At 48.6% G+C, this 22864-nt stretch carries 19 protein-coding genes and 1 tRNA gene; 12 read left to right on the top strand and 8 right to left on the bottom strand.

Translation table 11 applies throughout. From position 1 onward, the window contains the following. The first annotated feature begins 67 nt into the window (after positions 1–67). The 8 genes from HZ995_RS01645 (at position 68) to HZ995_RS01610 (ending at position 13940) form a co-directional block, all read left to right on the top strand. Entirely contained in the window at positions 68–607 is a 540-nt protein-coding gene (locus tag HZ995_RS01645; protein ID WP_209356955.1) for a hypothetical protein, read from the top strand. Position 608: 1 nt separating this feature from the next. Continuing rightward, positions 609–2666 (top strand): type IV secretory system conjugative DNA transfer family protein, encoded by a 2058-nt coding sequence (locus HZ995_RS01640; RefSeq protein WP_209356954.1) that lies wholly within the window; start codon positions 609–611, stop codon positions 2664–2666. Next, the gene (locus tag HZ995_RS01635; RefSeq protein ID WP_209356953.1) at positions 2666–3466 is read left to right on the top strand and encodes a replication-relaxation family protein; all 801 of its coding nucleotides are present in this window, start codon (positions 2666–2668) and stop codon (positions 3464–3466) included. The genes HZ995_RS01640 and HZ995_RS01635 overlap by 1 nt, the downstream gene beginning before the upstream one ends. A 116-nt stretch (positions 3467–3582) precedes the next feature. After that, on the top strand, positions 3583–6768 hold the full coding sequence (locus HZ995_RS01630) for a helicase-related protein (RefSeq protein WP_209356952.1): 3186 nt from the start codon (positions 3583–3585) through the stop codon (positions 6766–6768). Beyond that, positions 6765–7520, top strand: coding sequence for a DUF4391 domain-containing protein (locus HZ995_RS01625; protein WP_209356951.1), 756 nt, complete (start codon positions 6765–6767; stop codon positions 7518–7520). The genes HZ995_RS01630 and HZ995_RS01625 overlap by 4 nt, the downstream gene beginning before the upstream one ends. Before the next feature lie 37 nt (positions 7521–7557). Next, a complete protein-coding gene (locus HZ995_RS01620; RefSeq protein WP_209356950.1) occupies positions 7558–9453 on the top strand; it encodes a site-specific DNA-methyltransferase in 1896 nt (631 codons plus the stop codon). Between the two features lie 11 nt (positions 9454–9464). Continuing rightward, positions 9465–12458, top strand: coding sequence for a type III restriction-modification system endonuclease (locus tag HZ995_RS01615; protein WP_245168710.1), 2994 nt, complete (start codon positions 9465–9467; stop codon positions 12456–12458). Between the two features lie 138 nt (positions 12459–12596). Further along, complete coding sequence (locus HZ995_RS01610; RefSeq protein WP_245168709.1) at positions 12597–13940, top strand: DUF2779 domain-containing protein; 1344 nt, start codon at positions 12597–12599, stop codon at positions 13938–13940. Positions 13941–14391: 451 nt separating this feature from the next. Here the strand turns inward: HZ995_RS01610 and HZ995_RS01605 are convergent, their stop codons facing one another. The 5 genes from HZ995_RS01605 to HZ995_RS01585 all read right to left on the bottom strand — a co-directional run bounded on the left by HZ995_RS01605 (position 14392) and on the right by HZ995_RS01585 (position 16282). After that, the gene (locus HZ995_RS01605) at positions 14392–14580 is read right to left on the bottom strand and encodes a zincin-like metallopeptidase domain-containing protein (protein ID WP_245168708.1); all 189 of its coding nucleotides are present in this window, start codon (positions 14578–14580) and stop codon (positions 14392–14394) included. A 200-nt stretch (positions 14581–14780) separates the two neighbouring features. Next, on the bottom strand, positions 14781–15149 hold the full coding sequence (locus tag HZ995_RS01600) for a hypothetical protein (RefSeq protein WP_209356948.1): 369 nt from the start codon (positions 15147–15149) through the stop codon (positions 14781–14783). 3 nt (positions 15150–15152) lie between these two features. Next, entirely contained in the window at positions 15153–15494 is a 342-nt protein-coding gene (locus HZ995_RS01595) for a DUF3768 domain-containing protein (RefSeq protein ID WP_245168707.1), read from the bottom strand. Positions 15495–15570: 76 nt separating this feature from the next. Next, entirely contained in the window at positions 15571–15996 is a 426-nt protein-coding gene (locus tag HZ995_RS01590) for a hypothetical protein (RefSeq protein WP_209356947.1), read from the bottom strand. Between the two features lie 10 nt (positions 15997–16006). Beyond that, positions 16007–16282, bottom strand: coding sequence for a helix-turn-helix domain-containing protein (locus HZ995_RS01585; protein ID WP_245168706.1), 276 nt, complete (start codon positions 16280–16282; stop codon positions 16007–16009). Between the two features lie 598 nt (positions 16283–16880). On the opposite strand from HZ995_RS01585, the gene HZ995_RS01580 reads away from it, so the two are divergent. Continuing rightward, complete coding sequence (locus HZ995_RS01580) at positions 16881–18491, top strand: recombinase family protein (protein WP_209356945.1); 1611 nt, start codon at positions 16881–16883, stop codon at positions 18489–18491. A 17-nt stretch (positions 18492–18508) separates the two neighbouring features. Beyond that, complete coding sequence (locus HZ995_RS01575) at positions 18509–19669, top strand: type IV secretory system conjugative DNA transfer family protein (protein ID WP_245168705.1); 1161 nt, start codon at positions 18509–18511, stop codon at positions 19667–19669. Here HZ995_RS01575 and HZ995_RS01570 read toward each other — a convergent pair. Together HZ995_RS01570 and HZ995_RS01565 are read right to left on the bottom strand one after the other, a co-directional pair. Further along, complete coding sequence (locus tag HZ995_RS01570) at positions 19666–20442, bottom strand: hypothetical protein (RefSeq protein WP_209356943.1); 777 nt, start codon at positions 20440–20442, stop codon at positions 19666–19668. The two genes, HZ995_RS01575 and HZ995_RS01570, sit on opposite strands and share 4 nt — an antisense overlap. An 11-nt stretch (positions 20443–20453) precedes the next feature. Beyond that, a complete protein-coding gene (locus tag HZ995_RS01565) occupies positions 20454–20927 on the bottom strand; it encodes a hypothetical protein (RefSeq protein ID WP_209356942.1) in 474 nt (157 codons plus the stop codon). A 258-nt stretch (positions 20928–21185) separates the two neighbouring features. Here HZ995_RS01565 and HZ995_RS01560 point away from each other — a divergent pair, with 258 nt between their 5' ends. Next, entirely contained in the window at positions 21186–21770 is a 585-nt protein-coding gene (locus tag HZ995_RS01560; RefSeq protein ID WP_209356941.1) for a tyrosine-type recombinase/integrase, read from the top strand. Between the two features lie 174 nt (positions 21771–21944). Here the strand turns inward: HZ995_RS01560 and HZ995_RS01555 are convergent. After that, positions 21945–22018 (bottom strand) — tRNA-Cys (locus tag HZ995_RS01555). 139 nt (positions 22019–22157) lie between these two features. On the opposite strand from HZ995_RS01555, the gene HZ995_RS01550 reads away from it, so the two are divergent. Then, positions 22158–22811 (top strand): protein-L-isoaspartate O-methyltransferase family protein, encoded by a 654-nt coding sequence (locus tag HZ995_RS01550; RefSeq protein ID WP_209356940.1) that lies wholly within the window; start codon positions 22158–22160, stop codon positions 22809–22811. Positions 22812–22864: the final 53 nt, after the last annotated feature.

The following is a 22864-nucleotide window of genomic DNA, read 5'->3' as shown; positions in this document are numbered from 1 at the left end:
ATACATTGACGCGAATGAGTTTTCAGTATTTCAATCAATACCTGAATATTTAGGGAAGATTAAATTTATGGATTTACTGTTTAAGCGAGAACAAAAAACCAACAATCACCAGAAAACCAATTTCGTGCTCTGGGCCAAAATTGAACCAGACAGCGAAGAAAACGCTCTCATCAACAAGTACAAGATGAAAGACGCGATGCTGATCGAAGCGGTTCAGCCAAAGCTCATCCGAAACTCAATTCTCTTGTCCTTTGTGATGGCCATCGTCGCGGTGGTGCCCGTCAACATCTTCGCTTTTTCAGCGCGGATGTATTCACCGATGATGGTGTTCGGTGCAGCCGTTCTCATCGGCATTGCTTGCGGATATATCTACTACACCCAAAAACGCGAAACCATCTATGTCAAAGACCTGCTGCATGGTCGTAAGTTCAAGTGCAAATCTGTGATTGAATTGGCACGTAAAGAAGCTTTCCTTGAAACCATCACCAACTATTTCCGCCAAGTGGTGGAAAGCGCTAAGCACTGGGATGGTCAGGAAACACGCCCAATCACTCCCATGCCCCCAGAAGAGGCCAAGCGTTTCATCCTCTCAGGTCCACTGCTTTGATATGGTCTTTGACCTAGGTCCACGCATCCATGCCATGTTGAGCGGCATGGGGCAGTCAAAGGAAGGGAGAGAGCTGCGAACGCTGTATGAAGAAGTTGCGGCCTTGTTTGAACAGCACGGGGTCGCGGATGAAGCTGGTCGTATTGCAGTCGCTAAGCGTATCATCACCGAAGTCGCCGAGCGCATGGCCGTACAAGACGATGCGGATCGAGTTCAAAGCATCTTTCACTTCGTTATGGGCCTCATCAAATTCGAAAACCTGTTTGAACTGCCCTTTGTCGAAGAGAAGCCCAAACTACCAACTGCCAAAGTCTGGGAAATCAAAACGCTCTTGGAGCGGCAAAAGGTCTTGGCTTCAAACTTTGACCTTGTACTCGAACGGCTGACCGACCTTGCAACCGCCTGTTTCAATCGCCTCTGGGCATCGGTTCCTGAAAGCAGTACAGATGACGGTCTTCGCGTACAGTCTGAACTCATTCACAATATCAGTGACCTTGGTGGTTTGGTGCATGAACTAGCAGGCTTTGTTTTCCATGATGACTTCAAAGAATTGGGTATATTTGAAGACCTGACATCCACCCTTGAAGTAAAACTAATACTGGCCTCTGGCGGCAATCCCCATGACCCCAGTGCCTTCAATCGCGCCCCCAAATATGCCAACAAGACAGACATCAAAGACGCGAACGAACTGGTGCAGACCTATGTGGGTGGTACTCCACTTGCTGACCTGTTTTCGGGCAAGTTGAACTTCACCATTCCCACCAAAACCCGCTTTGAACATCATCATATTCTAGCGGGTTCTGGGCATGGCAAGACACAAACCCTGCAATATCTCATCGCCAATGACTTGCGGTCCGTAATGCGCGGTGAGCGGTCAATTATTATACTCGACTCTCAAGGCGACCTTATCCGCAATATATCCAATCTTGCGGTCTTTGCCGAGGGCGGCGAACTGCATGACCGTATTGTCATCATTGACCCGACTGATGTTGAATATCCTGTCTCGCTCAATCTGTTTGACGTGGGACAAGACCGTCTCTCAGGCTATGCGCCCTTAGAACGCGAACGGCTGACCAATTCCATTTTAGAACTGTATGATTTTGTGTTGGGCACCCTGCTTGATGCACAAATGACGCAAAAGCAATCAGTCATCTTTCGCTATGTCACGCGGTTGATGCTGCACATCCCGAATGCCACCATTCATACCCTCAGGGAGTTAATGGAACCAGACGCACACATCAAGTTTGCAGATGACATTGCCAAGCTTACAGGTAGCGCCAAGCACTTCTTTGAAACAGAATTTACCAGCCGCGAATTTGAACAAACCAAGCGGCAAGTTTTGCGCAGACTATGGGGCATCCTTGAAAACCAGACCTTTGAACGGATGTTCTCACATCCTCAGTCCAAACTTGATTTGTTCCACGAGATGAACGCAGGCAAAGTCATCCTCATCAACACCGCCAAAGACTTGCTTAAAGAAAGCGGCACAGAAATCTTTGGTCGCTTCTTCATCGCACTCATCGCCCAAGCAGCCCAAGAGCGTGCTGTATTGCCAAACAACGCTCGCACCCCGACATTTGTGTATATCGACGAAGCCGCTGACTATCTGGACGCCAATGTGTCCACCATCCTAAGCCAAGCACGCAAATACAATGTGGGCATGGTGCTGGCGCATCAATATATGGGCCAGCTCTCACCAGCTTTGGCAGACAGTTTTGCCGCCAACACATCCATCAAATTTGCAGGTGGGGTCTCTGCCAAAGATGCAAGAACGATGGCTGCACAGATGTATTGCGAACCCTCACTAATTGAGCGCCAAGGCAAAGGGTCATTTGCGTCTCACATACGCGGCGTGACCAAGCAGGCCGTGCCATTGCAGTTTCCCTTTGGCTTGATGGAGAAACTGCCGCAGATGACCGCCACAGAGCGCCAAGTCCTGCAAAAACGGATGCGCGCCAATCACGCTGTACATTACTCAGAATTGGCGCAAGGCGGCGAGACCAAAGGAACAGAGGACGTGGATGATCAGGACCCTGATGAACCCACGCCTTATTGGTAATGGTTGAACGCAAAGCAAAAGACAGCCTTGGTCGGCGCAGTCGGATGAAGCCGCAGTCAACGGGGAAGCGCATCCGCCTGACTGATCGAGACCTTTTGTGGATGCAGAAAATCCATGAGCATGGGTCCCTTTCGACCAGTGAGCTTTTGGCCTTTTCCGAGAAAGGTGGTCAAAACAAGGGACGTGCTCAGAACCGTTTAACAGATTTGTTCAACGAAATTGATACGCCGCATGGAGAACCATATCTTACGCGCCCTGAACAGCAGTTTATGCACATCGATGCACGATACAATCAGATCATCTATGGGCTCAGCAAAGCAGGTGAGAAAGCACTGAAAGATGCTGGGCTTTGGTCAGACTGGGTGCACAAAGCGGGTGGCCCCTTCTGGCACCAGCGCATGGTTGCACAAATCACAGCTGAGATTGAAATTGACTGTCGCCGTTCATCCGACCGTAATTACATCCAAGGTTGGAAAGTGCTTGAGCGAGCTCAAACGCGTCTGCGCTGCCCCGTCACATTCAAAGACCCCAGCACGGGCAAAACCCTCACTAAGACGCTGATACCAGACCAAATCTATGGGATTGAATATCTCACGGATGATGGACCACGCTACAAATTTTGGGTACTGGAAGCAGAGCGTGGGACGCATCCTAAAACCAGCAAGCAGGACCGCAAGTCGGGTGAGCGGATGGAGGCGATGTATGAGGTGGGGCTTAGCCAGTTGAAAGCTCAGTTAGGGCTGAGAGCACCACTGGTTTTGAGGCAAGCGCATCGACAGGATATGCATACAAGGTACTAGATAAACGTTTGGGAACAAAGATATAAACGTGCTTTTCTTCTGTGCCTCAGTATAATGAAGAAGTGCAAAAATCTAACGCAGATCAAAAAGCTATATTTGGGGAAACTGTTTCAAGCATGCTGCTAGACAATAAAAGCCAAGGTAACGTCTTAGCTGAGCTCAAGAAAGCTATCGACAATGATTGTATGTTGTCGATCTTAACGTGTTCAATGTCCGTCTTTGGTTATGCAGCTCTAAGACAAGAACTGAATAATTCCAAACGCAGTCGCCTGATTTTGTCAAATTTTTCGGGCAGCCTTCTAAAGGACCTCGTTGGGGGTGAGGCCGAGCAAAAAGTCAAATCATCCCTCGATCAAAAATGGTTGGCCGCCAAAATGAAAGTGTGGCTAGAGTCACAAGCTGACGTTCGTGCATTGAATGCCCCGATCACAGCAATGCAAAATCTCTTCTGCGTTCAGGGTAGCACCCCACTGGCTGTTCAGGGTAGCTCTACTTTCACTGCGTCGGGTTTGGGGGCAATAAAGTCCCAAACCTATGAGATGAACATGGCGGTAAAAGAGCCAGAAGCAACCAAGCAGCTTGTCTCATGGTTTGATACATTGTGGAACGACCGCCAAGCGCTGCGGGATGTGAAGGCCCAGCTTCTGGAAAACCTTTCAAGAATCGCTAGTGAAAAGCCCGCACAGTTGGTGTATTTTATTACGTTGTTCAACATCTTCAAAGACATGATCGAAGAGATTGATGAAGAAAACATCATTCGATCCAAGACTGGCTTCAAAGACACGATTGTCTGGAATAAACTCTACAAATTCCAAAAGGACGGGGTCCTTGGAGCAATCGACAAGCTTGAGCGACACAATGGCTGCATCATCGCTGACAGTGTCGGCTTGGGTAAGACCTTCGAAGCACTTGCTGTTATTAAGTATTACGAGTTGCGCAACGACCGAGTCTTGGTTCTTGCGCCTAAGCGTTTACGTGAGAACTGGACCGTCTACACAATCAATGACAAGCGCAATCTCTTGGCTGGTGATCGTTTCAATTATGACGTCCTCAATCATACCGACTTGAACCGTACCAAGGGGACATCGGGCGAGATAAATTTGGAGACTCTGAACTGGGGGAATTACGATCTCGTTGTTATCGATGAATCTCATAACTTCCGTAACAATGATACCAAGCGGGACAAGATCACACGCTACCAGCGACTGATGGATCAGATCATCCGTGCAGGGGTCAAAACGAAAGTGCTCATGCTTTCTGCTACACCTGTGAACAATCGAATGAACGATCTGAAAAACCAAGTGGCGTTCATTACCGAAGGGAATGATCGAGCGCTTGGCGATAATGGCATAAGCAGCCTCGACAACACCCTGCGCCGCGCACAGCGCCATTTTAACAACTGGCTCAAGTTACCTGCCGAAGAACGCAAGACTGAAGCACTGCTCGAAACGATCAACTTTGAATATTTCAAGCTACTGGATTTGCTGACAATCGCACGTTCAAGAAAACATATCGAGAAGTATTATGATACTTCGGACATCGGGAAATTTCCTGAACGTCTGAAGCCCATGAATGTGAAAGCTGACATAGACACGTCAGGTGCATTCCCGCCGCTCAAAGAAGTGAACCGTGCCATCAAGAGGCTCAACCTTGCGGCCTACGCGCCTCTTGAATATGTGCGCAGCGACAAAAAAGAAGAATACAGCCGCAAATATGACCAAGAGGTAAGTGGTGGTAAGTCTGTCTTGAAGCAGACCGATCGTGAGCGCAGCCTTATTCATTTGATGCGTGTGAATTTGCTCAAGCGTATGGAAAGCTCAATTCATTCGTTTGCGCTGACAGTCGAGAAAATACACGGGCAAATCGACAATCTACTCACCAAAATTGAAGCCCATGAAGATGGTGAATTTGAAGAACTCAATATCGAAGACATCGAGACTGATGCGCCCGAATTTGAAAACTTCTTGATCGGGAATAAGGTCAAAGTCCTCATTCAAGATTTGGACCTGATACGCTGGAAGCAGGAGCTTTCAGAAGACCGCGATCAACTGGCCGAGCTTTTGCGTGAGGCAAAGAAAATTTCAGCGGCAGAAGACGCTAAGCTCGCTGAGCTTAAGCGTGTGATCGAGACAAAAATCAAGTCGCCAATCAATGAGGGCAATAAGAAGGTCATCATCTTCACGGCCTTCGCCGATACCGCCACCTATTTGTACAACAGCCTTCACCAATGGTGTGCCGATCTTGGAGTGCATTCTGCACTGGTGACGGGCTCATCAGGTAGCAAATCAACACTTGGTACTATCCGAAAAGACCTCAACTCAATCCTGACCAATTTCTCACCGACTTCAAAGGAACGCGCCAAGGTTGACCCTGAAGCAAGCAAAGAGATTGATATCCTGATCGCAACCGACTGTATTTCAGAAGGTCAAAACTTGCAGGATTGCGACATGCTCATCAATTACGACATTCACTGGAACCCAGTGCGGATCATCCAGCGTTTTGGTCGTATTGACCGTCTTGGCTCAACCAATGACAAAATCCAGTTGGCGAACTTCTGGCCTAACATGGAGCTGGATGAATATATCAATCTCGAAGCACGGGTGAGCGGCCGCATGGTGCTTTTGGATATTTCTGCAACTGGTGAAGAGAACGTCATCGAACAAGACGAAAAGAAGCAGATGAACGATCTGGAATATCGCCGCAAGCAGATGGAGCAGTTGCAAGACAGCGTCATTGACCTTGAGGATATGGACGGAAGTGTTTCGATCACTGATATGACGCTCAATGACTTCCGCATGGATTTGTCATCCTTCATGAAGGACAATTTGACGACCCTCGAAAATGCGCCCACTGGCTATTACGCATCCGTTCAACCCGAGATCCCCGAAGCCGTGGCTGGCACGATCTTTTGCCTACGCGACATAAACGGTAAGATTGAAACCCCAGAAAGCTACGCTCTCGCGCCATATTTTGTCGTCTATGTGGGCGAGACGGGCGAAGTGGTGTTCAACCACCTTCAGGCCAAGAAAAGCCTCGACATCATGAAAAAATTGGGCGCAGCTAAGACCGCGCCCGATGAAGCAGCCGTGGCTGTGGTTGACGCACAAACCAAGAACGGGCGAGACATGAGTGCCTATCGCGCCTTGCTGGATGTGGCGATTGAAAGCATTGTCGGTAAGTCCGAAGAGAAAGGCGTTGAAAGTCTCTTCAGTCGTGGCGGCACAACCATTGCCCAAGATCAGATCAAAGGTGCAAATGACTTCGAAGTGGTGAGCTTCTTCATCATTAAGGGCGCATCATGATCACAACATTTCTCGACAATCTAGGCCTGCCCAAATCATGCGAGTTGGATCGCACCATCTTCAAGAAAATGCTGTCTGACAATGTCGATCTGGACGTGACCGACAAAAAGGCGCTCAAGGACGATGTGATCAAAATCAAGTGGACGCATACGCTCAAGCCATCCACGATCAATATCGAAGCCTTTGCCGACAGCACCCGCGAATATGCTGAGGTTGCAATCCTGAGCGTTGAGCTTGCCAAACCTGATCGCGCCAAACGCATCGCTGGCTTCATCCACAAGGCCATCCCATATCCAACGCTTCTGGTAATGGCGCATGGGCCGCAGATCGCCATCAGCGTGGCCGACAAACGCATCAACCAAGCGGACAAATCCAAATGGGTGGTCGAAGAGAGCTGGCTGACACAATGGTTCGACCCTAGCATGGATGACACCGCAGCCAATGCCTTCATGGCGGAGTGTCACATATCTGGCCTGCCGTTCACCAATTTTATGGCGTTTTACAGCGCATTGCGGGATCGCGCTATCGCTATGATTGCAGCGACACGCACTGGCAGCTATACGTTGGCAACGCCCGAGCGCACTGAAAACAACATCGAACATCTGCACGAGATCGACCGCCTGACCCGTGAGATTGGTGAGCTCAAAGCGAAACTAAAGAAGACAAAACAAATGGCACAGCAAATCACACTTAATACCGAGATTAAGACGCGCAAAGATGCTATTATGAAACTAGAATCCTTAATGCGATAATTTATCAGTACCTCAAATTATAAGAAAAAGACGAACTATGAAAAACATCACCACAAAAGACGGCCAAAGCGCAGATTTAATCGGCGAGAATATCGCGCACATGAAACAGCTTTTCCCAGACGCATTCAGCGAGAACGGCTTGGATTTTGATGTGTTGCGCCAGCTTTTGGGCGATGCGAGCGTTTTGGATGAAGGTGAAGAAAAATATGGCCTGAATTGGCACGGCAAGAAAAAGGCGCGCCAAATCGCATTGACCCCAAGCATGGGCACCTTGCTGCCATGCCCAGAGGAAAGCGTGGATTGGGATACGACCCAAAACCTATTTATCGAAGGGGACAACCTTGAGGTGCTTAAGCTTTTGCAAAAAAGCTACGCCAATAAGGTCAAGCTGATCTATATCGACCCGCCGTACAATACGGGGAACGATTTTGTTTATTCGGACGATTATAAAGACAGCTTAGAACATTACCTGATATCCACAGGTCAAAAGAAAAGGGACGGTTCAAAGGTTAGCTCAAGTCAAGATTCTGCTGGTCGAAGGCATACCAAATGGCTTAGCATGATGTTTCCAAGGCTAATACTTGCAAAGAATTTATTATCCCAAGATGGAATGGTTTTGGTTTCCATCGACGACAACGAATATTCGCAGCTTAAAAGACTTTGTGACGACGTTTTTGGTGAAGAGAATTTTAGAAACAGCTTAATTGTTCGTCGGCGCGTTAAAAGTCTGAACGTGCAATTTGCCGAAGAAGGCCTTCATAGTCTTAATGTGGGTTTCGAATATGTCCTTGTTTACTCAAAAAATAAAGACCTTTTGTTGAACCCACTGCGCTTCAAGAAGAAAGAGGTGCCGACTAAAGGTTCTTGGAATGTTTTTTGGAGTGGAGCTGACCGACCCACTATGCGCTATGAAATTCTTGGTTTCACTCCTGAAACAGGTCAATGGCGCTGGTCCAAGGAAAAAGCAGATGAGGCTATAAGGAATTATCAAACCTATTTGGAAGGCTTTTCTAATAAAATGTCGCTCGAAGAATATTGGAAGCAAAATGGAGAAAAGTTGAAATTCATAAGAAAAATTGAAGATGGAAAAGGAAAAAACGGTGGTGTTCAGTATTGGATAGGACCGTCCGAAACGACGCTTCGTACATCTAATTGGACTGATATTGAGGTGTCCCAAATTAGAAAAGACTTTGACTTGCCTTTTGAAAACCCAAAGAATGTTTCATTGATCGAGACGCTAGTTGACCTTCATATCGATAAAGACGCTCTGGTTTTGGACTTTTTTGCAGGATCAGGAACTACAGCTGATGCTGTAATGCGTTTGAACGCACGAGATGGTGGCAAGAGGGCATGTATTTCTGTTCAATTGCCGGAGCCAACACCAGAAAAGTCTGAGGCCAAAAAGGCTGGATTTTTAAGTATTTCTGAAATTTCAAAAGCTAGGATCAAGCTTGCAGGTAGGCGGTTAAACTCAAGTGAAGTTGGTTTCAATGGGGACACTGGCTTCAAAGTCTTCAAACTTGCTGAATCCAACATCCGCGCATGGAACCCTGATCGTACGGATTTGGAAGAAACGCTGCTGAGCCATCAAGAACATTTGATCGAAGGCCGCACCGAACAAGACTTACTTTATGAGCTCTTGCTCAAGCGCGGGGTGGATTTGGCCGTGCCGATTGAAACCCGCGAAGTTGCTGGCAAAACCATCTACTCCATCGGGGCTGGTGTATTGTTTGCCTGCCTTGATCCATCGCTGAACACCGATGAGATCGAGCCCGTGGCGGAAGGTATTCTGGCGTGGCAAAAAGAGCTTGATCCAGAAGCAGACACCCATGTCTTTTTCCGCGATAGCGCCTTTCACGATGACAATGTCGCCAAGACAAACATGGTCGCCATTCTGGAACAGAACGGCATCACCCATGTGCGCAGCCTATAAGACGTGACACTATGCCAAAGATGAAACTCCATTTTGAAGACGATCTTGACTATCAGCTCCGCGCCATCAAATCCGTGGTTGATCTGTTCAAGGGGCAAGAAATTTCACGCTCTGAATTCACCGTTACCTATCAACCTGAAAGCGGCCCTCAAGCTTCTTTGGGCTTGGTCGAAAACGAACGCGGCGTGGGGAACAAGCTACAACTGATCGACGAAGATATTCACGACAACCTCAAATCCGTGCAGCTCGATAACGGGCTGGCACCCTCTGGCACCTTGGCCTCTGGCGACTTTACGGTCGAAATGGAGACGGGAACGGGGAAGACCTATGTGTATCTGCGCACCATGTTTGAGCTGCACCGCGAATATGGGTTCACCAAGTTCGTGATTGTCGTGCCATCTGTGGCGATCAAGGAAGGAACCTACAAAACACTTGAGATTACGCGCGAGCATTTTGAGGCGCTTTACCCCAAAGCCAAAGGTTATGAATATTTTCTCTATGATTCATCCAAGCTGGGCCAAGTGCGGAATTTCGCGACCAGCTCGAACATTCAGATCATGGTTACGACCGTTGGGGCGATCAACAAAAAGGACGTGAACAACCTTTATAAAGAGAATGAAAACACAGGCGGCGAGAAGCCGATTGACCTTATCAAAGCTACCAATCCGATCATCATCGTGGATGAGCCTCAATCCGTTGATGGTGCGCTTGGAAAAGGAAAAGGCCGCGAGGCATTGGATGCTATGGCCCCGCTTTGCACCCTGCGATATTCCGCAACCCATGTTGCCAAGCACCATATGGTCTATCGTCTGGACGCGGTGGATGCGTATGAGCGCGGTTTGGTGAAACAGATCGAAGTCGCATCGCTTGAGGTCGAAGGTGGCCACAACAAGCCTTATGTGAAGTTGATCGAGACATCCAACCGCAAGAATGTGATCACCGCGAAGTCCGAGTTGGACGTGCAGCGCGGCAAGAACATCAAGCGCGAGATTTTGACCGTTGAAGACGGTGATGATCTGGAAGAGCTCACCAATCGCGCAATCTACGAAAACATGTCCATCGGCGAGATCAATGTGCGCGACGACACCATGCAGGTCAAAGGCCCACAGCTCGATCAGACCCTGCGCGTTGGCGAAGCCGTTGGAAGTGTGAGCGGAGACGCACAAAAACGCCTGATGATCCAGCGCACCATCAAAGAGCATCTGGATAAAGAGATGCGGTTCAAGGCCGCAGGACTTGAGGTGAAGGTGCTCAGCCTATTCTTCATCGATGCGGTTGAACATTACCGCGCCTATGACGAAGACGGCAACCAAACAAAGGGTAAATATGCCCAAATGTTTGAAGAGGAATATGCCAAGCTCGCCAAATCGCCAGCCTATCAAACCTTGTTTGAAAAGGTGGATTTAAGCGTTGAGCCGCAAGAGGTTCATGAGGGGTATTTCTCAATCGATAAAAAGGGCAAATGGCAGGACACGGCTGAAAACAATCAAGCCAACCGTGATAATGCAGAACGCGCCTATAACCTGATCATGAAGGATAAAGAGAAACTTTTGAGCTTTGACACCAAGCTCAAATTCATCTTCTCGCACTCAGCCCTGAAGGAAGGTTGGGACAATCCGAACGTCTTTCAAATTTGCACCCTGCGTGACATTGGGACAGAGCGCGAGCGCCGCCAGACAATTGGTCGTGGCTTGCGTCTGAGCGTCAATCAAGATGGCCAACGTATTCGCGACAACAACGTCAATATCCTCACAGTAATCGCCAATGAGAGCTATGAAGAGTTTGCCGACAAACTTCAAAAAGAGATCGAGAAAGACACTGGCATTCGCTTTGGTGTTGTCGACAAGGATCAGTTTGCTGCCATTCGCATCGAGGGTGAGAATGGCCAGCAGGAGGCGCTTGGTGTGGATGCATCCGAGGCGATCTGGGCCTTCTTGAAAGACAATGAATACATCGACAACAAGGGCAAAGTTCAGGACGCGCTTCGTACCGTGTTGAAAGATGGCAGTTTTGCGGTTCCTGAAGAGTTTGCCGCTCACCAAAATGATGTGACGGACATCCTGAAGAAACTAGCAGGAAAGCTCGATATTAAAAACGCAGATGAACGCCACACGATTGCAACCCGCGAAGCTATTTTGGGTGGTGAAGCATTCAAGGCTTTGTGGGATCGGATAAAGCACAAAACGACCTATCGCGTGGCTTTTGATAACGACAAGCTGATTGAGGATTGCGCGAAGTCTATCCAAGACAGCGCACCCATTTCAAAAACCCGTGCTCAATTCAGGAAAGCTGAGATTGCAATCGGTCAAGGCGGCGTTGAAGGAAGAGAAACCGCTGTTTCAGGTTTCACCTCTATTTCAGAAAACGACATTGAGCTGCCTGATATCATCACAGACCTGCAGGATAAAACGCAGTTGACACGCGGAAGTATTGTTCAAATTTTGCGCGAAAGCCGCAGGATCGAAGACTTCAAGCGCAATCCTCAGCAATTCATTGACCAGTCCGCAGAAGCCATCAATCGAACCAAACGCTTAGCGCTGGTTGATGGAATTAGCTACAAGCGACTTGGTGATGCAGACTATTACGCCCAAGAGCTATTCGCGTCTGAAGAGCTCACTGGGTACTTAAAAAACACGCTTCAGGTTCAAAAATCCGTGCATGAATATGTGGTCTATGACTCCGCTGGTACAGAGCGCACATTCGCAGAGGATTTGGAAAAGAACGAAGCGGTAAAGGTATATGCAAAATTGCCAGCTTGGTTCAAAATCCCAACACCGCTAGGCACATATAATCCTGACTGGGCGGTGCTGATCGAGGAAGATGGATCAGAGAAGTTGTACTTTGTTGTTGAGACCAAAAGCAGCGGCTGGTGGGACGATTTACGACACTTGGAAGGCGCGAAGATCAAATGCGGTGAAAAGCATTTTGAAGCCATTCGAGCCGAAGATAATCCTGCAAAGTTTGTCAAAGCTACATCCGTTGAGGATGTGATGAATCATATTTAGTCACACATGACAATGAACCAATTTTCGTGTTTTCTACGCGAATTGGTGATGTGGTGAGAAAATGGTAATTTAATAGATATGAGGCTTACGAAAACCGACTTCGTCCAATATCTGAATTGCCCAAAATCACTATGGCTGATGCTCAACAAGGCCGAGCACTATAAATTTGATGAGCCAAATCTATTCGATCAAAAACTAATCGAAGAGGGTTATGTATTTGAAGGCTATGTCAAACAGCTGATTGCGTCTTGGCAAGATGCTGCATCATTTGATTATCAGGCTGTATTTGAGACTGATCATCTTTATGCACGTCTCGATCTCGCCAAACATCGCGACGACGGATCAATCGATATTTACGAGATTAAATCCTCCACATCAGTCAAAAAAGAGCAGCTACAAGATGCGGCTTTCCAAGCCCTTGTAGCAGAACAAGGGGGCGTTAGCGTAGGCAAGATATTCGTCGTTCATCTCAACAAGGATTATGTCCGCGACGGTGATGTTGAGCCTCATAAGCTCGTGGCAATTTCTGATGAAACAATTCGCGTTAGGTCCACAATGCGCGAGATCAGCGACAAGGTGTCAGAAGCGGTCGAATTATTGGCCCGCGAAGAAATCGATGAAAGCTCATGCTCTTGTCTTACGGTAGGGAGGGCGCGGCACTGCAACAGTTTTGAATATTTCAATCCCAACATTCCTACGCCATCTATCTACAATTTGCCGCGCATTAGCGGAAGCAAGCTTGCTAAATTCTTAGCCGATGGAAGATTTTCATTGGATGATATTGATTTGAGTGAAGTTACTGGCCAACAAAAGTTCGTCCTAGAAGCGCATCAAAATGGCGGGCAATATATCGACAGCGCAGACATTACCAATTTTTTCAGCACTCTCAAATATCCGCTCTATTTTCTAGACTATGAAGCCTATGGTTCAGCCATTCCACCGACGGATGGTTTAAAGCCTCATGCACATCTGCCGTTTCAGTTTTCTCTTCATGTACTATCAGAAGATGGCGTGCTCACTCATCATGAATATCTGGCTGAACAGATGGGGCTACCCATCAAACTAATTGAAGCCCTAGAGCGTTTCATCGGTCCAACAGGCTCTGTCATCACTTGGCACAAAACCTATGAGAACAGCCGCAACCAAGACATGGCCGCCATATATCCATCCAAATCAGATTTTCTAAATGACATCATAGACCGCACAGTTGATTTGGAAGATGTTTTCAAAACAGGATATGTAGATATAGCCTTTGGCGGCTCAACCTCAATCAAAAAGGTCCTGCCAGTGATCGCACCAGACCTCACATATGAGGGGCTAGATATTGCAGGAGGCACAGAAGCCATGGCAGGCTGGGCAGAATTTATCGTTGAAGAAAATTCAGCGAAAAAGAACAAGCTTCGTGATGATCTCCTAGCGTATTGCAAGCTGGACACCCTAGCGATGGTCAAAGTGTTCCAGTTTGTGGAAGAGCTATTGTGACCATTCTGGATATCTTCTTGTTTTGAGCAACTTTTGCGCTCCAATCGCCACGCTGCTCACGCTAGCCGGACCTTGGAAAATCGACCCACAAAACTTAAACTGCGGGCACAATGAGTTTGTGGAGAGTGATATGGGGTATGGAGGTAGACGTGATCCATCTGAATACGTCTCGATTTTGGCTGAGGTGTTTTATGACCGTGAGAAAGGTCGAAACGGCGTTCGTCCGTGCGAGGGTGAAGCGTTCCCCAGTACGATGAAAGTTGAGTGCTCGAGGGAAATTCGAAAATACCCTTTGGGTACAAAGGTCCGACTTGACGTTGTTGAGACTGATAAAGAAGGCAGCCGCCCTTTCCTTTACTCGTCATACAAATGGCCACATGAGAAAATTAGCTAGGACTGCTTGACACGCCGCATTTGCGGCACGTCATCGGAGGTAGGATTGCGGGGCCGCTCATGCCGCGGCAGCTTTCCATTGACCTGCGGCTGCTAGGGCAAAATCGGCTGCCTTATGCGCCTCAGACGCCGCGCGGAAAATCTCTCCTTTGTCTTCTTTGAGCGCGTTCAACCACCCTTCAACATATGCGGCGCTTTGGTCGAATTCCGGCACAACGCCAATCTGGGCACCAAGGAATACAATCACATCAGGCCCCACCACGCGCTTGGCAAGAGGCCTACAGTGCCAGTAGCCTTATTAGAGAAAACGAAATTTTGTGACCCTGAAATAGGGGACTAGACACAGCGCCCCATGAAGATGAGGATGCTCAAGGCGATGTATTCGATGGAGAAGATTGGCAAGGTTATCAAAAATCAAAAGCCACTAGAGAACTAGTGGCTTTCTAATTACCACCAACAAGAGAAATACACCCTGTCGCCAGCTTTGATTGTGCCCAACGCCCACGCGCAAAACTCAAGGTCTTGGTCGCAATATTCCGCCGCACTTTCGTCTTGGAACTGATGCCCGTAGAAGAACCCGCCAGCGCTTGTTGGTAGCTCGCCTTTTTCAACAAGCTGTTTTAGCCATTCGATATCTTCTGTCAGCAGCTCCAACTCGCCGCAATTAAGCTCATCAGCGGGATGGCCCGTGCGCTCAACATAGAGCTGTTCCATAAACTCTTGCAGCTTGGCGTGTTTGCGCCAGATGAATTTGGCTGGCGCTTCGCTTGGCTCTTGGTCATCAGGGCGGGTATAGGCGCATTGATCTAATCCCATAGCTCAATACTCCCGAGCCAACATGATGGTCAGAACACGCATGGTGTTTTTCGCATCAGACGGGTCTTCTGACTCCCACTGCAAATCAGGCGAGTAGTAGTCAATTTTCCAAAAGCATTTCTCGCCAAGAAACAGAAACGCGCCGAAATCATGTTCGCCGTGGGGATCATTGTCTTCATCGAAGTCAGTATAATCCTGCACCTTTTTGAGCAATTCAGACGCTTCGCGGTCTTGTTCAGCCAAAAGGTGATTGAGACCTCTGGTGATCAGTATTTTGCCTTGGATATTCATATCCCCTTGGCGAAAACGATCATTCAAAGAACAAATGGTTTGTGTTTGTGACATTGCTGTCCTCCAAAGTTTCAAGATGCGCACCACCATTGATGCGCATCCACAAACCGAAGGACGGTTGTGGCGCTCTCTAATCCTGTACGGCAAGGCTCAGAGCCTCAAACAGGATGGTATTAAGTGGTTCTGGATCGTAGAACTTTCTGCGTTCAGGTGCCCAAGGCGCGATGGCAGGGAAGCGTTCGGCTAGATGAGCGATCTCGTCATATTTGTTGGCGTGTGATTGCCGCCTAAGCTTGGCTGTATGTTTGAGCCCTGCGCACTCAATTGCATCTTGTGCAGCCGCAATCAGTGCATGGGTGCTGTCAGACTTGCGCGAATAGGCATTGATACGTTCGGTGACGACCAGCTCGGGGCAGTTTTGAGTCAGCCAATGGGTAACCACATCACGCATTTTTTCTGGCGTTTCAGCCGCTGCCCTTGAAATCTTCCAGTCGATCAGGTGATCCCCGCGCATCAACACATAGCCGACTTTGCCCGATGCAATAGCGATTGCCATTGTCTTGGGCTTAGGTATCCTCATGATGATGGACTAAGTGATCGAGGCGCTGATAAAGGTCTTTGAGAAAATGAAACCGCGTTTTGCTGGCTTTCCAGTGGCTCGGCGCATCGGGGATGTTCGAAAGCCGCCCGTGCACTTCCTTGGCAATACGGCCAGAGACATCTGGCAACATCGAGAATAAGTCTTTCCCATAGATGAGGGCGAACCCGCACAGTTCACTTGGCTTGGGCGATGAGGCACCCGTCTCAATGCGCGAAAGGCGTGATTTGGTGATATGCAGCAAATGAGCGACATCCGCGCCAGATAAGCCACTTTCCCTGCGACAATACCGAAGGTCTGCCGCTACTTCTTTTATGTTCATGTGGATTGATTTGATTAACTAATAATCCACTACGCAGTATACGAATATTTGGAACCCCGTAACGACTACGCCAGTTGCAGTTTTTGCAACTGGCGTTTCTCATCCCTGCACCTAGTTGCATATCAGGCACAGCATCAGATATGCGTCAGGCAATCAAAAAGTGGCTAACGCCACCTGATACAGAGCCTGATATACCCCTTTGAAGCAGTATATTACGCGCTCAAATCCACCTGCATAGATATCCTTAGATTCAAACCCAAATGCACTTCGACCCCTTCGATATTTGAGGTCTACGGGCTCAAAGTGCATTTGCACCTTCCGCAACTCGAGGCAGCTATTTCAGCTGGCATCGCACCTCTACAATGCCCAGCCTATGAACAAAGATTTAGAACAATATTTAGCACTCTGTCAGCGCATGTATGAACGTATGGAGCGGGAAGGATCATGGCCTTGGGCCGATGAGCAAGATTCGACTCTTAGCGAAGATTTGTTAGAGTCCGAAGATAATCAATAACATACTATGAACAATCAATACTTTGCGTATATCCGCGTCTCAACGGTCAAACAGGGTGAAGGTGTGTCACTGGAAGCCCAGAAGGAAGCCATTGAACGCTACGCCCTAAACCAAGGTCTGGGCATTTCGCGATGGTTTGAAGAAAAAGAAACAGCCGCTAAACAAGGCCGCCCTTTATTCACCGAAATGATCAAAGCACTGAAAGCTGGAAAAGCTAAAGGTGTGATCATGCATAAAATCGACCGCTCAGCACGTAACCTGCGAGACTGGGCAACTGTCGGAGATTTGTCTGACGCAGGCTTAGACGTGCATTTTGCGGCTGAGAGCGTGGATTTCACCTCAAGGGGCGGAAGGCTCACCGCAGACATTCAGGCGGTGATTGCAGCGGACTATATTCGGAACCTGAAAGAGGAAACGCGTAAGGGCATCCAAGGCCGTTACCGACAAGGACTATTTCCGAACAAAGCGCCGATAGGTTATCTTGATACAGGGCGTGGAAAACCCAAGTCTGTTGATCCTGAACGTAAGAAATACGTCAAACTCGCCTTCGAACTATATGCAACGGGACAGTTTTCAATAACGAGCTTGACCGACAAACTCTTTGAACAGGGTTTTAGAAGTAAGTCTGGCCGCAAGGTGCCCAAGTCCAAAATAGAAACGCTTTTGGCCAACCGATACTACATCGGCATCGTCACCGATCCAAAAACAGGGCAGCAATATAAAGGGCAGCATGAACCTATCGTGTCAGCTGAGTTATTTGCGCGAGTACAAAAAGCGAAAGATAGCCGAACCCGAAAAAAGAAAACCAAACATTCGCATCTCTTGCGCGGGTTGTTCAAATGCCGTGAGTGCACAAATTCGATGATCGGCGAACGGCAAAAAGGCATCGTATATTATCGCTGCCATACCAAAAAATGTCCCACAAACTGTATTGCGGAGCGATATATTGATGCTGCCGTTCATGAGGCGTTTGGGGCGCTAGAAATGACCGAGGAAGCGGTGCGAGAATTTGGAGATTGGGCATTGCAATGGAGTACCGAATTATCAGAACGCCCAACTCAGGTGAACCAAGCTGCGAGTGTTAGAAAAGCACAAGAAAAACTGGATAGGCTGGCAGATAAACTGATATCTGGTGTGATTGCAGACGAAACCTATACCTCACTGCGCTCTGATCTTGAGCTTGAGTTGATGAAGGCCAAAGAGCAGGCGCAAAAGCAACAAGATCGAGCGCAAATGTATGGCAACATGAAGCGTTTTCTCGAACTGGCGAAAACCCTTACTGGGCTTTACGAATACGCAAAACCTGCTGAAAAGCGCCAGATGCTGGAACTATGTTTCTCGAACCGCATTGTCGCCGCAAAAACCATTGAATTAACACCACGCGAATGGCTTCAAGAGGTGGTCAACACCATGGTTGACCCTATCAGCTGCCCGATAGGGGGTGAAACTCGAAGGGTATCAGAGTTGCGGGCAATCCCAATTGAGAACATCCAAAGACTTGGTTCAACACCCGAATTGCAAGAATTTTTGCGAATAGTCGAAAATATCAACGCTGATTGTGGCTGTGCTAAGTTACCAGAAACCCCAAATGCCGCTAACTATCGCCAAGCCGCTTAACGCGCGACAATCGCGTGATGTCCAATCCATTCTCTCAACCCGTCACCACCATCGGTGAAGCCCTCAATCGACGTGGCAACTTCACGTTCGGTATTTATCGTTCAGACCGCTTGTTTCACCAGTTCATCCTTGGTCAGACGGGAACAGGTAAATCGACATTGATGCGCAATATGATTGCACAGGATATAAGACGCGGCGAAGGCTTCTGTCTCATCGACCCGCATGGGGATTTGGCGCAGTCGGTTCAGGATGAGTTTCCAAACAATGCAATATATTGGGACGTTGCCGACCCAGAAAACACCTATGGCTACAATCCGCTGACATATGTGGCCGAGGAATACAGACCATTGGTCGCCTCTGGCATCATTGACGCACTTAAATCCCAGTGGGCTGACGCATGGGGTGTCAGGATGGAGCACTGTCTGCGCTATGCGATTTTAGCGCTGTTGGCGCGGCCACATTCAATGCTCAAAGACATCGTGCCCATGTTCACCAAACGCTCATTTCGGGCGCAGGTGTTAAAGCATGTGACCGATGAAGAAGTGCTTAAATTCTGGCATGATGAATATGCGAATATGAACTACAAAAATGCAATGGATGGGGTGGCCCCAATTGCCAACAAGTTGGGTGTGTTTCTCTCACATCCCGTGGTGCGAAAGGTTTTGTGCGAACCGAAACAGCCCATCCGTTTTCGCAAGCTGATAGACGAAGGCACACCGCTTGTCATCAATCTGTCCAAAGGAAGATTGGGGAGCGATATTTCCGAGGTTCTGGGAGGCCTCATGCTCTCTATGATTACCAACGCTGCCATGACCCGCGACACTATCCCAGAATATCGCCGCAGGCCGTATTTCGTATATGTGGATGAGTTTGCAAGTTTCACGACTGAAACCATTGCAGGTATGCTCAGTGAGCTACGCAAATACCGCGTGGGGGTTGTACTGGCAGGGCAATATCTCTCTGCCATCGAACCACCCATACGTGATGCGATATTCGGGAATGTTGGGAACCTATGCATTTTCAGATGCGGGGCAACGGACGCACCTGCACTTTCAAAGCAGTTGGGGCAGATTGACCAAGACAGCCTCATCAATCTGCCCAACTATCGCATGTTCACCAAAATCATGGTGAACGGCACTCAGACCAAAGCGTTCAGTGCGCGGACAATGTCACATTAATCAAAGAGCAGCGTTTCTTGCCCAGACCCACACATCCGCGCCAGCTGGTGCAAGGACTTTTGCATCTGCATGGCATAATCTGCCCGCTGGTCTTTAATCATATGGTCAAAGATGAGGAATAGGTCGTGGTTGTCTGAAACTCTGGGCTGACTATAGGCAGACATATTCTTTGAACGGTCACACTGCCCATAGACGGTACTTCTTCTGTTGTAATAGTCACCGTTGATCGACCGTAAATGCGCACGTCCTTGATGCAGTCCTGTGGCGTTGAGGTTAACATTCGTCAAATCAAAGCCGTGTTGCACAAGTTCACGAACGCTATCCCCACACATATATCGTTCTTCATAGTAAAACGTGCATCTATCCAGCTTGTAGTCGATGGTGACGGTATCAGAGACACCGCCGATATAGTGGTGAATGCGTGATGGAACAGTGATTTGGGAAATGTACTCCAAGGTCTGGTGAATATCAGGGCCATCGACAGGGTAGAATTTCTCTGGCCATGCAATCACATCGACATGGCCATACATGGGCTGTGATTTGCGCGCTCTGTCAGCTTCAATCAGTTTGCGGAAATGAGGATTGGTTGTCTCATCCGCCAACATCGCATCAAAGATGGGCTCACAGCTTTCTGGGTCAATGCCCTCAATGCCGAAATCCAGCATTTCAATGCAGGTTGTGGCGTTGCCTTGAGACAGTTCTTCCTCTGCGAGGGCTGGGGTCACACCCAAAACAGCTATCGCACAAACGGACAATATGTGTCGCTTCATCATTTCAACCCCTATCACTTCGCCACAAATGAATGGGTTTCGCCGCTAATCGCATCCTTCATTGTCATGGTGTTTGTGCCCAATACATGTGTCAGGACATATTGCTTGCCTTGCCAGCTCATCACCTTGGGGTCAGGGATGATGGTGGCTTTGTTACCTGCTATGGTCAGGCTACTGTTAACACCGCCTTTGGTCGCCGTGCGGCCATTGGTTTGCAGTTCAAGGCGTGTTGAGAGTGCAGCACCACCACGCTTTTCTTTGAAGGTGAAGCAAATCACGTTGTAGCCCCCATCAGGGTCAGCAGCAGGGCCACACCAGCGTTTAGTAAGCGAACTGAGGTCAGTTTTTTGTTCAACGGCGGGTGATGGGATGTTCGAGGCCGTTTGAGTTGTTGTGTTGCAAGCCGTTAGTACGAGGCCAACTGTAACCAATCCCAAGGCCGCACGAAACGGCTTGTGTGAGAAAGAAGTCAGTCCAATATTTTTCATGTATTTGCCCTCCAAAGCAGAAATTGGGGGCGCAAATTAACGTGTTTTCCACAGAGCTAAGGTGAAACACTATTGGTAATTTTGTACAATATGGAAAATCAAAGGTTTAAGGGGCTTGATTGGCAGAATCTAACAGTCTAGACTCAAAATACATGGCGTAAAATAACGTATTTTCAATGGTTTAGCTTAGCGTGAAACAGAATTACCAATAGTGTTTCACTGCCCTCATGCCTCTGATTTGAACCAATCCCAGAGGCTATGTATGAGACACCAAGCACCAGAATGCGCCTATACAACGACAAGTCAGAACGACTGTATATCAATGCGGATGAACGAGAACGTTTTCTTGAAGCTCTAAACTCAGAAAGCGATGACATTCGTGCTTTCTGTCTGACTTTGTTCTACACTGGTTGCCGATTGTCCGAAGCTCGAGAACTCCGTTTCTCATCCATCCAGCCCAAAGCACGGCTCATATCCTTCCGTTCCCTCAAGAAACGCAACCAACATCACATCCGTGAAATCCCTGTACCGCAAGAGCTGATTGAAGCGCTCGACAAGCTACCACGACATCTGGGCCAGCCGATTTGGACAGTGGACGGTCAAAAGGTCAGTCGTGTCTCAGCGTACCGCTGGGTGAAACGGGTGATGGTCAAGGCAGACATCCACGGCCCACAAGCCACTGCCAAAGGCTTGCGCCACGGATACGGCATCCACGCCGTTCGTTCAGGCGTTCAACTCAACATGCTGCAAAAATGGATGGGTCATGCGAGTATCTCGACAACTGCCATCTACGCAAATGCAGTGGGCAGGGAAGAGCTCGAGATTGCGGACAGGATGTGGTGACAAATTTCGGTTGGGTCATTTGGCGAACGCAAGACCTCAAGCTGACTTGCTCAATGCAAATCACTCATTGCTGAACATTTAACACCACCCCAGAGCCTAAACATTTTTGAGCCTAAAATGAGCCTAAAAACAAACAAAGGGTTAGCAGATACCTGCTAACCCTTTGTTTTTATTTGGAGGCGAGTACCGGAATCGAACCGGTGTACACGGATTTGCAATCCGCTGCGTCACCACTCCGCCAACTCGCCATCCGTGGTGTGTCGTGGGCAATAACTGAACTCTGAGGCGCCCGCAAGAGCGAAGACGCGCCTTTTGTTGCGCTAGTCGTTGCGACCTCAGTTTTAATGTGGCAAGAGGGGATAACGGAAATGAACCGATGAGTTTAGAATGTCAGACTACGCCACGCGTCGCACTGCAATGGTCGATACCCAGATCCGGCCTTCCGATGTCACCAAGTTCCCGATTATTGAAGCAATGTTGACCGTTCCGCGCGAGGCTTTTGTGCCGATGGACATGCGCGAGGCGGCCTATATGGGCAAGAACCTCGATATGCGGGATGGACGGGTTCTGCTGGAACCACGCACCTTGGCTAAGATGCTGGATGCGTTGGATATTCAGAAAAATGAGCTGGTCTTGGATGTGGCAGCAGGCCTGGGGTACTCCTCGGCGGTCATAGCGCGCATGGCAGAGGCGGTGATCTCGGTTGAGGATTCTGAGGCGCGTGTGGACGAAGCCCAGACGATTTTGTCCGAACACAACGTAGACAATGTGGTGATGCAGGCGGGCCCTCTGGGTGAGGGCGCGGCAGAACACGGGCCATATGACGTGATTTTGGTGCAGGGCGGTGTCGAAGAATTGCCGAATTCTTTACTCGACCAGTTGAAAGATGGCGGACGCATCGCATGTGTAAGGATGACCGGCGCTTTGGGCGACGTTCAGATCGGACACAAGCTGGATGGAGACATCACCTGGCGGTCTATCTTTAACGCGGGCGCGCCGGTTCTAAGCGATTTTGTGCGCGCAAAGGCGTTTGCACTTTAACAAAGCGATTGGCCTTTGGCGGGTGGTCGCAATTGACACGAGCAGAAGGAACG

Origin of the sequence: Cognatishimia activa, from assembly GCF_017798205.1 — a bacterium.
Lineage (GTDB): Bacteria > Pseudomonadota > Alphaproteobacteria > Rhodobacterales > Rhodobacteraceae > Cognatishimia > Cognatishimia activa_A.
The sequence above is the reverse complement of the archived record's forward strand: the minus strand, read 5'-3'. Positions and strand labels throughout refer to the sequence as shown.

What these genes read in the sequence shown, in the direction of transcription:
- HZ995_RS01645 (WP_209356955.1), top strand. Translation starts at nt 68, where the DNA reads ATGGATTTACTGTTTAAGCGAGAACAAAAAACCAACAATCACCAGAAA.
- HZ995_RS01640 (WP_209356954.1), top strand. Translation starts at nt 609, where the DNA reads ATGGTCTTTGACCTAGGTCCACGCATCCATGCCATGTTGAGCGGCATG.
- HZ995_RS01635 (WP_209356953.1), top strand. Translation starts at nt 2,666, where the DNA reads ATGGTTGAACGCAAAGCAAAAGACAGCCTTGGTCGGCGCAGTCGGATG.
- HZ995_RS01630 (WP_209356952.1), top strand. Translation starts at nt 3,583, where the DNA reads ATGCTGCTAGACAATAAAAGCCAAGGTAACGTCTTAGCTGAGCTCAAG.
- HZ995_RS01625 (WP_209356951.1), top strand. Translation starts at nt 6,765, where the DNA reads ATGATCACAACATTTCTCGACAATCTAGGCCTGCCCAAATCATGCGAG.
- HZ995_RS01620 (WP_209356950.1), top strand. Translation starts at nt 7,558, where the DNA reads ATGAAAAACATCACCACAAAAGACGGCCAAAGCGCAGATTTAATCGGC.
- HZ995_RS01615 (WP_245168710.1), top strand. Translation starts at nt 9,465, where the DNA reads ATGCCAAAGATGAAACTCCATTTTGAAGACGATCTTGACTATCAGCTC.
- HZ995_RS01610 (WP_245168709.1), top strand. Translation starts at nt 12,597, where the DNA reads ATGCTCAACAAGGCCGAGCACTATAAATTTGATGAGCCAAATCTATTC.
- HZ995_RS01600 (WP_209356948.1), bottom strand. Translation starts at nt 15,149, where the DNA reads ATGGGATTAGATCAATGCGCCTATACCCGCCCTGATGACCAAGAGCCA.
- HZ995_RS01595 (WP_245168707.1), bottom strand. Translation starts at nt 15,494, where the DNA reads ATGTCACAAACACAAACCATTTGTTCTTTGAATGATCGTTTTCGCCAA.
- HZ995_RS01590 (WP_209356947.1), bottom strand. Translation starts at nt 15,996, where the DNA reads ATGGCAATCGCTATTGCATCGGGCAAAGTCGGCTATGTGTTGATGCGC.
- HZ995_RS01580 (WP_209356945.1), top strand. Translation starts at nt 16,881, where the DNA reads ATGAACAATCAATACTTTGCGTATATCCGCGTCTCAACGGTCAAACAG.
- HZ995_RS01575 (WP_245168705.1), top strand. Translation starts at nt 18,509, where the DNA reads ATGTCCAATCCATTCTCTCAACCCGTCACCACCATCGGTGAAGCCCTC.
- HZ995_RS01570 (WP_209356943.1), bottom strand. Translation starts at nt 20,442, where the DNA reads ATGATGAAGCGACACATATTGTCCGTTTGTGCGATAGCTGTTTTGGGT.
- HZ995_RS01565 (WP_209356942.1), bottom strand. Translation starts at nt 20,927, where the DNA reads ATGAAAAATATTGGACTGACTTCTTTCTCACACAAGCCGTTTCGTGCG.
- HZ995_RS01560 (WP_209356941.1), top strand. Translation starts at nt 21,186, where the DNA reads ATGTATGAGACACCAAGCACCAGAATGCGCCTATACAACGACAAGTCA.
- HZ995_RS01550 (WP_209356940.1), top strand. Translation starts at nt 22,158, where the DNA reads ATGTCAGACTACGCCACGCGTCGCACTGCAATGGTCGATACCCAGATC.